At 58.6% G+C, this 15,174-nt stretch carries 10 protein-coding genes and 1 pseudogene; 3 read left to right on the top strand and 8 right to left on the bottom strand.

Features of this window, described 5'->3' with window-relative positions; genetic code table 11:
* Nucleotides 1-1,027 precede the first annotated feature (1,027 nt).
* Entirely contained in the window at nucleotides 1,028-3,754 is a 2,727-nt protein-coding gene (locus ACZ5AL_RS11605) for a sensor histidine kinase (RefSeq protein ID WP_464510542.1), read from the top strand.
* Between the two features lie 35 nt (nucleotides 3,755-3,789).
* Here the strand turns inward: ACZ5AL_RS11605 and ACZ5AL_RS11600 are convergent, their stop codons facing one another.
* The 5 genes from ACZ5AL_RS11600 to ACZ5AL_RS11580 all read right to left on the bottom strand — a co-directional run bounded on the left by ACZ5AL_RS11600 (nucleotide 3,790) and on the right by ACZ5AL_RS11580 (nucleotide 10,916).
* Nucleotides 3,790-4,608 carry an EcsC family protein gene (locus ACZ5AL_RS11600; protein WP_464510540.1) on the bottom strand — a complete coding sequence of 273 codons (819 nt, stop codon included), beginning with the start codon at nucleotides 4,606-4,608 and terminating at the stop codon, nucleotides 3,790-3,792.
* A 106-nt stretch (nucleotides 4,609-4,714) separates the two neighbouring features.
* Entirely contained in the window at nucleotides 4,715-7,099 is a 2,385-nt protein-coding gene (locus ACZ5AL_RS11595; RefSeq protein WP_464510539.1) for an ABC transporter permease, read from the bottom strand.
* 43 nt (nucleotides 7,100-7,142) lie between these two features.
* Entirely contained in the window at nucleotides 7,143-7,529 is a 387-nt protein-coding gene (locus tag ACZ5AL_RS11590; protein ID WP_464510538.1) for a four helix bundle protein, read from the bottom strand.
* Nucleotides 7,530-7,555: 26 nt separating this feature from the next.
* Nucleotides 7,556-8,260, bottom strand: a complete 705-nt coding sequence (locus ACZ5AL_RS11585) for an ABC transporter ATP-binding protein (protein WP_464510537.1) — start codon at nucleotides 8,258-8,260, stop codon at nucleotides 7,556-7,558.
* A gap of 256 nt (nucleotides 8,261-8,516) precedes the next feature.
* Nucleotides 8,517-10,916 carry an ABC transporter permease gene (locus ACZ5AL_RS11580; RefSeq protein WP_464510535.1) on the bottom strand — a complete coding sequence of 800 codons (2,400 nt, stop codon included), beginning with the start codon at nucleotides 10,914-10,916 and terminating at the stop codon, nucleotides 8,517-8,519.
* Between the two features lie 149 nt (nucleotides 10,917-11,065).
* Between ACZ5AL_RS11580 and ACZ5AL_RS11575 the strand changes: the two genes are divergently transcribed.
* Nucleotides 11,066-11,431 carry a four helix bundle protein gene (locus ACZ5AL_RS11575; RefSeq protein ID WP_464510534.1) on the top strand — a complete coding sequence of 122 codons (366 nt, stop codon included), beginning with the start codon at nucleotides 11,066-11,068 and terminating at the stop codon, nucleotides 11,429-11,431.
* 44 nt (nucleotides 11,432-11,475) lie between these two features.
* Here the strand turns inward: ACZ5AL_RS11575 and ACZ5AL_RS11570 are convergent, their stop codons facing one another.
* On the bottom strand, nucleotides 11,476-12,816 hold the full coding sequence (locus ACZ5AL_RS11570; protein ID WP_464510533.1) for an efflux RND transporter periplasmic adaptor subunit: 1,341 nt from the start codon (nucleotides 12,814-12,816) through the stop codon (nucleotides 11,476-11,478).
* Nucleotides 12,817-13,108: 292 nt separating this feature from the next.
* On the opposite strand from ACZ5AL_RS11570, the gene ACZ5AL_RS11565 reads away from it, so the two are divergent.
* Entirely contained in the window at nucleotides 13,109-14,509 is a 1,401-nt protein-coding gene (locus ACZ5AL_RS11565) for a sigma-54-dependent transcriptional regulator (RefSeq protein WP_464510531.1), read from the top strand.
* Nucleotides 14,510-14,549: 40 nt separating this feature from the next.
* On the opposite strand, the gene ACZ5AL_RS11560 is transcribed toward ACZ5AL_RS11565, so the two are convergent.
* Both ACZ5AL_RS11560 and ACZ5AL_RS11555 read right to left on the bottom strand, forming a co-directional pair.
* The gene (locus ACZ5AL_RS11560; protein ID WP_464510530.1) at nucleotides 14,550-14,852 is read right to left on the bottom strand and encodes a HigA family addiction module antitoxin; all 303 of its coding nucleotides are present in this window, start codon (nucleotides 14,850-14,852) and stop codon (nucleotides 14,550-14,552) included.
* Nucleotides 14,853-14,889: 37 nt separating this feature from the next.
* A pseudogene (locus ACZ5AL_RS11555) lies at nucleotides 14,890-15,170 on the bottom strand (type II toxin-antitoxin system RelE/ParE family toxin).
* Nucleotides 15,171-15,174: the final 4 nt, after the last annotated feature.

Here is a 15,174-nt window from a genome sequence, read left to right as displayed (position 1 = left end):
GTAGCGACTGATGAGCGTAGCGACTGATGAGCGTAGCGAATAAAGATCTCCCCCGAAATGAGCAGGGCCGCTCGATCAGAGCCTGCTGAGCGTCGGGGAGATGGTTCGACGTGCTCCGGGCTGAGCCCGTCGCGTGCTCACCATGACAGGTTTTTTTGGAGGGTGTTGAGACACGGAGTTTGGCACGGTCTCCGTACCCTAAGATTCAGGTGTGACACAGTAATAAGTAAAGTCAGACAGCGTTTTGGGGTATACCGCCGGTTCGACCGAAGCGCGCCGACAGAGTTCGGAGTGGGGAAAATCGCTACGCATTCGCTGGAAACGGCCACCCAGGCCCTTTCTCTCTCCCGAAAAACCTGGGAGGAATTTAGATTCGAAACCCCAAGTTGGTCCCTGATCTTACTTAACGCGGTGTGCAAGTTTTCCGTTATCTTTGTGGACGCCCATCCCCCTTTGTCGCTACGCGACATTTCCCCCTTCGCGAAGGGGGAAACACCGAACAGCGTAAGAGAATGGGGGAGGTCAGGACGGCGTATTCTGCTACAAGGCCATCAGCAACGAAAAAAAGGTAGTGGATAGACGCTAAATGATAAAGCAATTGAATGCAGCAGCTCTCTCTTCTTCGAACCCCCTCTCCCTACGGGTTTCTCCCCCTTGGCCAAGGGGAAGATGTCGGCAGACAGAGGGGGTTTGAGCAGATTGCGATGATGTAAACCACAGGCAATCATTTAACATTGAACCGCTACCGTAAAAAAGAAACCTGCACATGCCGTTACTTAAGTGGACCCACAAAAGGATCTTTGAGCATGTCATTGCGAGGAGCGCCAGCGACGCGGCAATCTCATGCTATCAGACTGGATGCAGCCGCCCAATCAACGGCATGAGATCGCACCCCAAGAGTACTTGTTCGCTAGCGCTCACAGCGCCGCGTCAGTCGCAGAGCACTCTCCTCGCGATGGCCCCTAACATTCAGGTGTGACACAGCACTAGCCCTTCGCATTATACTGCCTTCCAGCATATCCCGGTTATGCCTCACACGAAGGATTCGCTTCATACTCCGGATCGGGTAGCGGCATTGCAGCGCTATCGCATTCTCGGCACTCCGCCCGAAACGGCGTTCGACCGAATTACTGAACTGGTTGCGCATACCGTTGACACACCGTTAGCCTGGCTAAGCTTTGTGGATGATACCCAACAGTGGTTCAAGTCGGTGTATGGTGTTCCAGAAGGTGCTGGACACGCAGTGCCTCTCGAAAAGGCCATTGGAATGTCCACATTGAAATCAGAAGACGGCGTTGTAGTACAGCAGACTGACCCCAAGAAAAAGCAGCTTGCTCATCCCTTTATCGATGGGGGTACGCTGCTAGGTTTCTACGTGGGCGTGCCATTGCGTACTGCGGATGGATATCCGGTTGGTACGCTCGCTGCAGCCGATCCAGTGCCGCGTATGGCCATGCCCGATGTCCTGTCTACCGTGCATCGGCTGGGGGAGATAGCCATGCAGACGCTGGAATTAAAGCAGCACGCGCATGCCAGCAATCTGCTGAAGCGAATCCGAAACGGGGTGTATGCGCTAGATACCGAGTGGCGCTTTACGTATGTGAACGAGCAGGCGGCCACATGGCTCGAAAGCGCTCGCACATCAATGCTGGGCGCGTGCATCTGGACGCTGTTTCCGGAGGCTAAAGATTCGCTGCTGTATCAAAAACTCCATGAGGCGATGCGCACGCAACGGCGCGTTGCTTTCTCATTTTACCAGGCTTCTCTTGACCAATGGTTCGAAATCGATGCACATCCCTCCGAGGGAGGCCTTACCGTCTACTTCGTCAACATAACGGGGAAAAAGCAGTCTGAAGCCGAGCAGACGTTGCTTGCTCGTGCGCTGAAGCAGTCAAACGAGGCGGTGCTCATTTTTGAGGCGCACCCGGTTGAGTCGCTTCCGACTACGATTATGTATGCGAACAGGGCCTGCGAGGCGCTTACGGGATACAGCAGGCAAGCCCTTACGGGGGCCGACCTCCAGTTGCTTCACGGACCCGACACCGAGTCTGATGTGCTCGAAACCGCCTATGTTCACATGCAAGCCGGTGAGTCCTGGAGTGGGCGCATCACACATCACCGTCACGACGGCAGGCCGTTTGTTGTACACTGGAACATGGATCCGGTACGCGATAGCAACGGCGTTATTACGCATTGGGTAGCTGTGCAGCGTGATGTAACCAAGCAACATCGTCGCGATACCGCGTTGCGGCGCCAGCGCAACCTGTTGGCACAAACCCAGCGATTGGCCGGGGGCTGGACGCTCGACCGCCGCACGGGCACACTCACCTGGAGCGAGGAGGTCTATCGGATCCATGACCTGCCGCCGGATACGCCCATCACGCCAGACGACGCCCTCTCGTTCTATCCCCCTGAAGCGCGCGATCAAATCCAAGAAATGCTTACAAAGTGCCTGCACGACGGCACGCCCTACGATGTGGAACTCCCCATTCGCACGGCCACAGGGACGACCCGCTGGATTCGTACAGTCGGCGGGGTCATTGAGCACGAAGACGATGCCATTCTAAAGTTGGGGGGCGCCGTGCAAGACATTACCAAACGACGGCAGGCGTATCAAAAGCTGCGCAAGCGGGAGCGGCGGTTTCGCGGTGTGACCGATAGCATTCCCGGGGCTGTATTTTGCTTACACGTGCAGGCCCCTCACTCCGAATCACCCACGTACACGGTTGATTTCATTAGCCGCTATGCGGAGACATTGTTTGGGGCGCGCTTGAACCGCCGTAGCGATGCGTTTGACTGGTTTGTGCAGCGCATCCCCAAAGAACATCGTTCCGATTTTCATGCCTCCATTCAGAAGGCCCTCCAGGATCATACCCGATGGGAGTATGAGATGCCATTTGAAAAACCCACGGGTAAAACCATCTGGTTGCGTGGTGTGGCTATGCCCGAAGAACGCCCCAGCGAACATGTGTTCAACGGCGTGCTGCTCGATGTCACCGAACGAAAACATACCGAGCAAGAACTCATCGCTGCCAAAAATGAGGCGGAAGAGATGAATCGGCTCAAGTCAGCCTTCCTGGCCAACATGAGCCATGAAATTCGCACCCCTCTCACCGCAATCATCGGGTTTGCAGAGGTGCTGGGTGATATGGATTTGGACGGCCCTGCCGATCGATTCAGCAATCTCATTCGGCGGTCTGGACGGCGGCTTTTGAGTATGCTAAACTCGGTGCTCGACCTTTCGCAGTTGGAGGCCGAGGCCATGGATCTGCAGCCGACTACGCTTAGCGTAAACGGCTGGATGCACGACATGGTGCATGAGGTTGCAGCCTATGCCAACGAATCGAACGTTACGGTGGATGTGCAGGCGCCTTCCGAAACGGTGGAGGCCAAGCTCGACCCCCAGGCTTTGCAGCGCGTGCTCATGAACCTGCTCAACAACGCGGTGAAGTTCACCCCGGAAGGAGGCACCGTTACCGTACGGCTAGAGGCCACACCGAAAACACTGACGGTTGAGGTGGCCGATACAGGTGTTGGGATTGAGGAGGCGTTCCTCCCTCACCTTTTCGACGCCTTTAAGCAAGAGTCCACCGGCAGCGGACGCGTGTACGAGGGGAGCGGGCTTGGGCTTACGATTACCAAGCGCCTGGTGAATTTGATGAATGGCACCATCACCGTCGACTCGACCAAAGGCGAAGGCACCACGTTCATCGTCACGCTGCCCCGATACATGAATCGCATTGACCCGGTTTAGAGACCGTTGAAGCTGCGGCGTTCAGGAGCTATCACTTAGCGGCGGCGCTCTTTCCAGTCCAGGTACAGCGCGCGGCTGCACATGAAGGCTGTTTCGGCAGTTGATTTGGTGAACCAGTAGTTGACGCCCGCCCCCACAGCGGCCCCCGCCAGCGGGATGAGTTGGCCGACTTTGCGGCGAATCAGGGCCTTGGCGATTTCGCGCGGCACGTGCCGGTTTTGTTCGTGAAAGGTGCCGGTGCGTCGTCCGGAGTATGGATGGTCGTGCACCAGCGCAGCGGCAGCCACACTGGCCTCACGCAGCGCATCCGACCGAGCCGCACGGCTCCCAGACGCCGCCGCTGTGAACATGGCCATCACCAGCGGACGGTAGGTGGGATCGTGCATTGGGAAGCCGTAGCAGGCGCTGATCGTTTGGATCACGCGAAAGTTGATCGTAAACAGCAGAGGGATGTCGGCCAGGATCAGCGCGGCTCCGCCCAACCCGGTGCCGCCGCCTTCCAGTGCAGCAATCAGTGCGTTTTGCTGCATCCGTTTGCGGGCAAGCGCGTCAAGGGTGTCGAGCGGTTCCTCGCGAAGGGCTTCTACCTCGTCAACATCTATTCCCTGCTCGTGTGCATCCGACAACACGGTGTTGAGGACGCCCGTACGTGCCGACATGTCGCTAAGCTGGGCGAGGGCATCGGCCGTCACGGTTTCGGCGCGGTCGAGCATATCGGGAGATACGCTGCGCTCCACCACCCAATCAACCGGCTGCATGGCCCAGTTGAACAGCTGGGCTACCGGCGATCCATTGCGCTGCGACCAGGTATCAATGGCACGGCGAGCCTCACGTTCATCGGCAGAAAGTCGCATAGCAGGCAAAGCAAATAAGAAAAACCAGCGGCTGCATAGATGTATTCGTTAAGCCGGGGCGGGGTTGCATGGTGCAAGGGCCTTCGAGCCAAACGAAGGGAGTTGCTCACTCATCCCGCAGCGCCACCGCCGGGTCGGTCCAGGCGGCGCGGAGGGCGTGGTAGCTGACGGTAGCGGCGGCGATGAACGTCACGAGCACGGCGGTCAGCAGGAACGACAGCACCCCAATGTCGATGCGGTAGGCGAAGTCCTGCAGCCAGCGTTGCATCACCAAGTACGCCACGGGGACGGCGATCACGAAGCCAAGCAGCACCAGCTTCAGGAAATCCTTCGACAGCAGCGCCACCACCAACTGTGCCGTGGCGCCCAGCACCTTGCGGATCCCGATCTCTTTGGTGCGTTGCTGGGCGGCGTAGGCGGCAAGCGCGAATAAGCCCAGGCAGCCAATAAGTATGGCCAGCAGTGCAAAGATGGCAAAGAGTTGGGCGGTCCGCTCATCGCTTCGATACTGTGCTTCGATGCGATCATCCAGGAAGCGATACGTAAAGGGCCGTTCGGGGAGCACCGTGCTCCAGGCGGATTCCAGCGCTGCCAGCCCCTCTGATGTACGTCCGGGGGATAGGCGGGCCATCCCTGTCCAATTATTGCCAGGCCGGAGCATAATGGCCACCGGCTCAATTTCGGAACGAAACGACGCGTTGTGAAAGTCCTCTACCACCCCAATAACACGATGTGTTTCATCGGCCAAGGGGACAGTTTCTCCTGTCGGATCCGAAGGCAGATCAAGCAACGCAACAGCCGACTCCGTGAGAAGCACCTCATTCTCGGTCCCCCGGTCCTGTGAAAATGACTGCCCGGCACGAACCGAAAGGCCTATGGTTTCAGGGTAGTCGTAATCTGCAAACAGGATGTTGAGCCGGTTGGTGTCCCCTGATTCAGGGTCTTCTATAGTAGTGGTCATATTTCTGCGTGAGAGACCAGGAGGTGGCCCGGAGGTTACTGCCTGCACCCGCGTGTCATCATCCAATTGCGTTTTGAATGCAGCGTAGTTGGTCTCCATCGGCCCGGTAGAAAACGTAACGACCTGCTCGTGGTCGAAGCCCAGATGCTGATCGGTCACATACTGCATCTGTTGGTACACCAGGATCGTGCTGACCATCAGCACGATGGACGCCGCAAACTGAAAGACCACCAGTCCCTGCCGCAATCGGAGTCCCTTAACGGACGAACCGCTGGATCCTCCAAGCGCATGGATCGGGTTCGCACGCGAGAACGACCATGCCGGATACATACCAGCGAGCATGCCCACACACAGCACGCTGGCTGTTAGAATCAATCCGCCCGTGGGCGTCCACACCGGCTCCAGCGTAAGCGTCTCGCCCGTAAGGTGCTCAATGAGTGGGAGTGCGCCCTGCGCGACGAGCACCGTAAGCGGCAGAGCACACACAGCCACCAGCACCGCCTCAACCAGAACCTGCCCGCCGATCTGCGTGCGATGCGCACCCATGCTTTTTCGCACGCCTACCTCGCGGGTCCGACGGGCCGAGCGGGCAGTAGACAGATTCACGTAGTTAACGATAGCAATCAGCAACAGAACGAGCCCGATAGCTCCAAAGAGATAGATCCGCTGTATGCGGGCCGTGGGTGCGATTTCGTTTCCAAGATTTGAACGGAGGCGCAGGTCCGTGAGGGCATGAAGAGCCAGATGCTGCCCTTCCTCTGCATTGCCAATATCGGTCAGGGTGCGCTGCACCGTGGATGGATCAACGTTGTCCGCGAGTTGCACAAAGACGTAGCCTCCCCCAATAAAGAAGTCCCAGTCAATCGTTGAACGGAGCCGCTGATCGCGCTGCGAGGGGGAGAGCGATAACACGGCCCGCGGTTGGATGGACGAGTTGGATGGCGCATCTTCCATCACGCCCGATACCGTGTAGTCGGTGCGCATATCCTGCCGTTCAGAAACATAGGTCAGCGTCTTTCCGACGGGCTCCGCATCCCCAAACAACTGCCCGGCAAGCGATTCTGTCAGGACGATTTGTCCAGGACTGGCCAGGACAGTTTCGGGGTCGCCCTTCAGCAGGTCAAAGGAGAACACCTGGAAAAAGGTGCTATCTGCTTGATAGATGTTGCTCAAGAGATGTGACGCATCGTCCATGACAAAAAGTTCATCGCTACTACGCCTAAACACATTGGTGACCTGTGCAATGCCTGGTACATGCTGCTCCACAGCATGCGCTACACCTGGAGGCAGGCTGGCTACCCCTTCCACAGCAGAATCGACGTCTGGCCCCGGAGCGTCGTCCGCGCGCACCACGCGGTAGAGGTCGTCCACGTTATCATGGAAGCGATCGTAGGACCACTCATGATGGATAAACAGCCCGATCAGCAGACACGCGGCAAGGCCAACCGCCAGCCCAATGAGGTTGATGGCCGCATATCCCTTTTCACGGCGCAGGGTGCGCCAGGCGATCGTGAGGTAGTTACGAAGCATGGGCAGCAATGGGGAATGTTCAATTAGGAATGAGGAATAGGGCTCAGTCGTTGGGTTTGGCGCTTTGGACGATGGTGTAGAGCAGCTTGAGCAGTTCCTCGCAGTCGTTGTGCATCGAGGCAAACGCGGCATCGTCGATATACCCGCTATCGTTAAGCAGGCGAAGCCAGTAGCTGGTCTCTCGGGCTTCTTTGTAGGCAATACCCATGCGCGCCGCAAAGTCCTTTTTTGAGAGACCGCCAATCGCTTCCTCCACGTTGGCCCCGACAGAGGTGCCACTCCGAAGCACCTGCTTCGAAAGGACGAACTCCCTCTTTTCCGAGGAAAGGTGCTGGTACATCCGTACGATGCGGACGGCAAAGGCGTACGATTTCTCCTGCACCACATTCCGCGTTTGAGACGTGCTCTTTCCTTTCACAGAATTACTCATTGCTCATTACGCATTATTCATTGTCATTAATTGCTCGGAATCGCTGCGTACGCCTGCTCGATGAAGTGCTCGGAGACGACCTTCCCATCGAACAGGTGGATGATGCGGTTGCTGTATTCGGCATCGGCGGGTGAGTGGGTGACCATCACGATGGTGGTACCGGCCTCGTGGAGTTCGGCCAGCAGGTCCATGATCTGGGCGCCGTTGGTGGAATCGAGGTTGCCGGTGGGCTCGTCAGCCAGGATGAGTCGGGGGCGTGCCACCACGGCTCGGGCCACGGCTACGCGCTGCTGTTGTCCGCCCGAGAGCTGCTGCGGGAAGTGATCGCGCCGGTGCGCAATCTGCACGCGATCGAGCGCCTGCTCCACCAGGTCGTGCCGCTCGCCCGATGGGGTGTTCAGGTAGAGGAGGGGCAGCTCCACGTTTTCGTAGACCGTGAGCTCGTCGATCAGGTTAAAGCTCTGAAAGACAAAGCCAATGGCCCCTTTCCGGCGCTTGGCGCGCTTCCGTTCGGAGAGATCGCTGACATCCTCGCCATCGAACTGATAGCTGCCGTCGGTCGGGGTGTCGAGCAGGCCCAGCAGGTTGAGCAGTGTAGACTTGCCACATCCGGAGGGGCCCATTACGGATACAAACTCGCCGTTCTCGATCGACAGGTCGACGCCCGCGAGGGCGATGGTTTCGACTTCGTCGGTGCGGTAGGCTTTTTGAAGGTTTTCGGTTTTGATCATGGCTTCGATGCATGTGTGAGGATTAAGTAAGTCGGCTAAAATACCTTTACACCTTGTCATCGCAAGGAGGGAGCCTGCGACCGACGCGGCGATCTCATGCGTCATTCGGAGCGGCTTATCCTGGATATAAGGCACAAGATTGCACCCTAAAGGCACTTCCTCGCCACGCTCACAGCGCCGCATCGCTGGGGCTCCTCGCAATGACATACGCAAAGATTCTTTTGTCGGCTATTTAATAAGTAATCAGAGAAGAGCGCTACTCCTGTCGGATCGCCTGCGTTGGGTCCATCCAGGCAGCGCGTAGTGTGTGATACGAGGCTGTGGCGAAAGCGACAAGAAGTGCGACGCCCCCGGCAGCCACGAACATCCACCAGGCCGGCTCGATGCGGTAGGCAAAGTGCTCCAGCCAGCGACTCATGGCTATGTAGGCCAACGGGATAGCCAGCAGCGCACCCAGCGCGACAAGCAGCACGATGTCTTTCGAGAGGTGCGCCACGAGCGAGGGGGCTGAAGCTCCGAGCACTTTGCGAATGCCAATCTCCGGTCGGCGCTTGGCGACTTCCAGTGCGGCAATGCCAAAAACCCCGAAGCAAGCGATCAGAAGCACAAGCAGGGCCGCATATCCAATTAGGGTGCTCCACCGCGCCTCCGTTTCGTACTGTTCGGCGACCCGGTCCTGAAGAAATGTATAGTCAAGTGGCTGGTCGGGGAAAACATCTGCCCACGCTGCACTCAAGGCCGCAAGTCCCTCCTGCGTTTGGGTGGGATCTAGCTGGGCGGTGTAGCTCTGCACGCCAAAGGGGATCTCTTCGTGCGGGATGAGGATCAGTGGGGGGATCTCTTCATCCAATCCCGTGACGTGAAAGTCAGCCACCACCCCAAGAATCGGCATTTCGCCAAGGGGGGCGGTCATCGGATTGGCGTCGTGCACCGTCAGGGTTTCTCCAACGGGGGTATCGAGGCCCAACGCACGAACGAGTTGTTCATTCACCAGCAGACCGCGCGTGGTGCCGTTCTCGTCGAACGACCGCCCCTCAACCACATCGAGCCCCAGTACGGTGGCATAGTTCGGCGTCACCTGGTTGTAGTGACCAGTGACGACATCTCCGGTGCGTCGCTCAAGCTCCACCCGATTGCCCGGCGTACCAAAGGTTGTCCACGATCCCGCTACAGAATGAATCGCCGGATGGCGCGTGGCTTCGCTCTGGAAGGCGTCGAAACGCGTGTCGCCAAGGTCGGCATCTACCTGGGCTGTAACGAGTGGCGCATCCGCATAGCCAAGATCGGAGTTCATCATGTGCTGCAACTGCTGCGACATAATGAAGGCACAGGCCACGAATCCGACCGATACGGCAAACTGCCCAACAATCAGCCCGCGTGAAAAGATGCTGCGTGTGCGCACTTGATGCGTTCCCCGAAGTACATTGGCAGCTTCCATTCGAGCGAGTCTCCAGGCGGGGTATCCGCCAGCCAGTAGTCCCACTCCCAATACGAGGGCGAGCACACCAATCCAAAAGAGCGGATACTCGTCTATACTAAACTCGATTGGGATGTCGATAAGGTGGGCCACCATGGGCCGAAACAGATACGCGGCCCCGAGTCCCACCACAAGGGCCAGCAGACAGATCAACACAGCCTCCCACCAGAACTGCTGTCCGAGCTGCATATGCGTGGCACCAAGGGCTTTGCGCACGCCCACCTCACGGGATCGGCGCGCGGACTGGCCAAGGGTAAGGGTGACAAAGTTGATGGCTGCGATTAGCAAAATGAGAATGGCAATCGCGCCCAAGATATACATGATCTGGGGATCATTCGTGGAGGCCAGACTGCCCGAAATGTCTGGCGAGTGACGCACCTCTGTGAGCGGCTGAGCCCACAGCGTGCGCGATTCCGTGTCCTCAACGTGATCTTCCGCAATTCGACGAAGCGATTCGGTTAACGACTCGGCATCGTGGCCTGCTTCCAACCGGGCGAAGGTATGGGCCAATCCCATTTGCCACGTCCCCATGATTTGGCCTGCAAAGCCCTCAGGCATAGTGAGTTGCACCTGCTCCATGGAAGCCAGCATGACAAACGGTACACTTGTCGTAGCAGGCGGATCTTCCACGACGGCGTCGACCGTCATCTCGCGAGTCCCCTGTTCGAATCCCATCGTAAGCGTCTGCCCCAGCGCCTCGGAATCCCTAAACAGCCGCTCGGCTTCGGATTCGGTAAGCACCAGACGGTCGGGCGCTTGGAGGGCAGCCCTCGGGTCACCGGCGATGGTTGGCGCGGTAAACACGTCGAAGAAAGCAGGATCGGCAAAGAGCACGCGCTGCTCTTCGGTGCGGGTTTCATGGGTGAACTCCATCGATCTTCGCATCAACCGAACGACTGAAGTCACTTCAGGCACGGTCGTCTCGACCACGGGGCCGAGCGGCGGTGGCACCAGCGAGCTCTGTTCGACCGAGCCATCGCCCCGCACGGTTTCCTGATTGATGCGCACGATCTGGTCGACATCGTCATGGAATCGGTCGTACGCCCACTCATGCTGCACCACGAGCAGCAGCCACAGGCAACACGCCATGCCGACGGCCAGTCCCGTGATGTTGATGATAGACGCTGTTTTCTGACGCCACAGCGTCCGCCAGGCGACTTTCAGGTAGTTGAAAAGCATTTATGACCGCAGGGAGCAGTGATTAGCAGAAAAACTAAAGCGTGTGTGGTGATTGTCTGTCGTTCGTTGTGGATTGTTAGTTGTTAAACTGCTTTTGTATTTTAGACCTTTGCCGATGGGTATCTTCCAATTCAATTGTTGTCGAGGCCATGGCGCGAACGAATTTCGAGAAACTGGAGGTGTATCAACTTTCGGAAACCATTGCGGATGAGGTGTGGGGCCTCGTGCACCAATGGCCGCGCTTTGCTCGGTCAACGATTGGACAACAGCTCGTGCGCTCGGCGGACAGTATCGGGGCCAATATCGCTGAAGGCGTAGGACGCGGGACAACCGGTGACAACAAGCGATTTGTGCGCATCGCCCGTGGATCGCTGTACGAAACCAAGCACTGGCTCCGCCGTGCCTACCGCCGCGATCTGATTCCACAGGAACAGGTCGATTCTCTCCGCCCCCTCGTTGCAGAACTCGCTCCTCGCTTAAATGCATATCTCAATTCTATTGGTCGGTTTGAGTAAAAACAGCGCGTGCGATCGACCACGAACAACAAACGACGAACAACTTACCGCAGCACCAGCCGATCGGCCTCTCCAAACGTACCATACCCGGAGGTAATGACGCGGTCGCCGGGGGCCAGGCCGTTGAGAACCTCAAAGTGGTTCGGGTTCTGGCGTCCGAGCTGGATGGGCTGTCGCACGGCGGTATCGTCATCGGTAAGCACATAGGCCCAGCGCCCGCCCGTGTCCTGGTAGAACCCACCGCGGGCCAGCAGTGTGGCTTCTTCGGACTGCCCCAGTTCCAGCTGCACGCGCACCGATTGCCCGCGGCGCAATTGCTCAGGCGGATCGTCGCCAAACGCCAGGTCGATCTCAAAGCGTCCGTCGCGCACCTCAGGATACACCCGCGCCACCTCCAGCTCATGCGCGCCCCCCGACAGCCCACGAGCCGTCGCCGCCTGTCCCGGCACCACCCGGGCGATGTAAAACTCGTCGATCTGCGCCCGTAGCCGGAAGCCGTCTGTGGCATCTACCTGTCCGAAGCGCGTACCGGCGGACTGGATGGCGCCGACATCCGCATCCAGCGCCGTCAGTTGCCCACTGATGGGGGCGCGAATCGTGAGGTTCGAAAGCGCCTCTTGCAACACCTGGAAGTTCTGCCGGATGCTGGCCACCGACTGCTCCATCTGCTCGATGCGTGTGCGTTGTGCCAGTGAATCTTGCACAAACGCATCCCGCGTCAATTCGCGGCGACGCTGTTGGTAGGCCAACTCCTCTTTCGTATCCATAAACTCCTGACGAGCAATCAGATCGCGCTCATGCAAGCGTTCATTGCGCGCGTGCTCTCGTTCGAGCCGGCCAATCTCAAAGTCCATCTGCGCAATCTGCTGGCGGAGGCTGAGGCGGTTTTGCTCCATCTGAAAGCGGAGCTCCTCCATCCGGCTCTGCTGCTCCCCCAACTGCGCCTCGCTGTTTAGCAGCCGTAAGCGCAAGTCGTTGTTCGACAGGCGAAGCAACGGCTCGCCCTCCTCCACCGCAGCCCCCTCCTCTACGTAAATCTCCTCCACACGCCCGCCCTCCATCGCATCGATATACACCGTACGCTCCGGCACCACATTCGCGGTGATGCTGATAAACTCTTGAAATGGCGCCTCTTCAACGGCAGAAATCGTTACGCGATCGCGGTCCACAGTCAGCGTCTGCCCGTCGGTCCAGGCCGTCCACGCCGCGTATCCGACCAACCCAACCAGCGCCAGCAGCCCGAGCGCCCACGCCACGCGGCGCGGCGTGATCCAGCGCTTTTCGATCTTGCGATCCACGCCCTCGCCCCGGCTCTGCGGCGCAAACGGCGACGGCGCATCGGATCCGTTTGTCGTGGTGGAGGAAGACGATGCATCAGTGGCCATGAACGAGCCGCATTACAGGTGCAGAGGGATACGAAGGCAGGTGGTAAACACCACCGGTCAGCAGCATTGCAATGGATGTACCATAGCCCGCCACCTCCCTTCTGCCGTGCAAATCATCGTTCTCCCGGGATGCACCGTGCGATTCCGCACAGTCTGATGTGCGAACCCGCACATCTGCTGCGCCCCCATTGCGCTCCACGCCCGCGAGGGGCCCACGCGAATCCTCGGAATGCTTTTGGTGCGTATGATGTGTACCCTAACACCATGCGCCCGCGCATCCTTCTGCACCCACTTGCTTCCCTGTCCCGTGACCGACAGCACCCTCCTCGCCGTCGACGACAAGCGCGATGTGCTTACCGCGCTGCGCCTGCTGCTGAAAGACCACGTCGGCACCGTGCACACCGCCTGCGACCCGTCGGCGCTGCCGGCGTTGCTGCGCGACAACACGTACGATGTGGTGCTGCTCGACATGAACTTCAGCCAGGATGCCTCCAGCGGGCGCGAGGGCTTTGCGTGGCTCGACCGCATCCAGCAGATCGATCCCCAAGCCGCCGTCATCATGATCACAGCCTACGGCGATGTCGAAAAGGCCGTCCGCTCCATGAAAATGGGCGCGGCGGACTTCATCGTGAAGCCGTGGAACGATGCCGATCTCGTGGCCTCGGTGCGTGCGGCGATCAAGCTACGACGCACCCGGGCGGATGCGAGCGCCTCGGATGCCGATAACAATCTCGCTTCCGACACCAGAACGGCACTGCCCGAACAGCGCTTTGACGACATCATCGGACAGAGCGCCCCAATGCAGCAGGTCTTTCGCACCATCGAAAAGGTGGCGGGCACCGACGCCAGCGTGCTGATTCGCGGCGAGAACGGCACGGGCAAGGAACTGGTGGCGCGCGCCTTGTACCGCCGATCCAACCGATCTGACAAGCCCTTCATAACGGCCGACCTGGGTGCACTCAGTGAATCCCTTTTTGAAAGCGAGCTCTTCGGACACGTGAAAGGCGCTTTCACCGGAGCCGAGGCCGACCGGGCCGGACGCTTTGAGGCGGCGCAGGATGGCACGCTCTTCCTCGACGAGATCGGCAACATCCCGCCGCCCCTGCAGGCTAAGCTCCTGACTGTGCTGCAACGGCGTGAGGTGACGCGCGTCGGCGACACCACACCACGGCCCATCGACATTCGGCTGCTGTCCGCCACGAATCAGCCGGTGTACGAGATGGTGGATGCGGGCGACTTCCGGCAGGATCTGCTCTACCGCATCAACACGGTCGAGATCGAGTGCCCACCGCTGCGTGATCGCGGCGCGGATATCTTGGTGCTGGCCGAGCACTTTCGGGCGACCTTCGCGTCGAAGTACGATGCGCATGTAATGGCTATCCACCCTGACGCCGAGCAGAAACTCCGGGCCTACCACTGGCCCGGCAATGTGCGCGAGCTGCGTCACACGATCGAGCGCGCAGTGATCATGAGCGAGGGCGACCGCCTCACTCCCGACGACCTGACGTTCTCCGCTCCTATGGAAGTACCCAACGATGATCTCTCCGCGAACACCTTGAACCTCGACGCGATCGAACAGGCAGCGGTGCGCAAAGCACTAAGCAAACACGGCGGCAACATCAGTCGCGCTGCTCAGGAGCTTGGCATCTCCCGTAAAGCGCTCTACCGCCGCATCGAAAAATACGGGTTGTGAGCGCCTTCGCTACCATCCCTCACAGATGATAAATGTCTACTTACTCCACGCGATACGGTGTGACCTCCTCACGGACGCGTTCGAGACGGTCTTCGGCCAGGTCGGTCTCATACCGGGCCTGCATGTTCAACCAGAACCCGACAGACGTCGCGAAAAATGTGGCAAGGCGCGCAGCGGTATCTGCTGTAATGGACCGACGCCCGTGTACAATTTCATGCACACGACGCTTGTCAACACCGAGTCCACGGGCCAGCGCACTTTGCGAAATACCCAACGGATCCATAAACTCCTCTTTCAGGAGCGTACCGGGATGCGTAGGCGGGATTTTTTTATGGTCGGCCATATCCATAGCGTGCACGTGGGTTGCGTTGAAGGATGAATCAGTGATAGTCTACAATTTCGACAGCGTACGCATCCTCGTCATCCCAGACAAAGCAAATACGCCATTAGTTGTTGATACGAATGGAATGTTGCCCCTCACGGTCGCCTCGCAGTTTCTCAAGCCGATTGCCGGGGGAACGCGAAGGTCGTTCAAGCTTTTGGCGGCATCGATCAAAATCAGCTTCTTTCGTCCTCTCTCCTGAACATCGTTTGGTACCTTTTTGGTGTACGTCCGTTGCCAGATCCTTTGCGTCGTTTTTGAACCAAAGCTTTTGATCATTGTG

The sequence above is a fragment of the Natronotalea proteinilytica genome, assembly GCF_055379935.1.
This window is presented reverse-complemented; position numbering and strand designations above follow the sequence as displayed.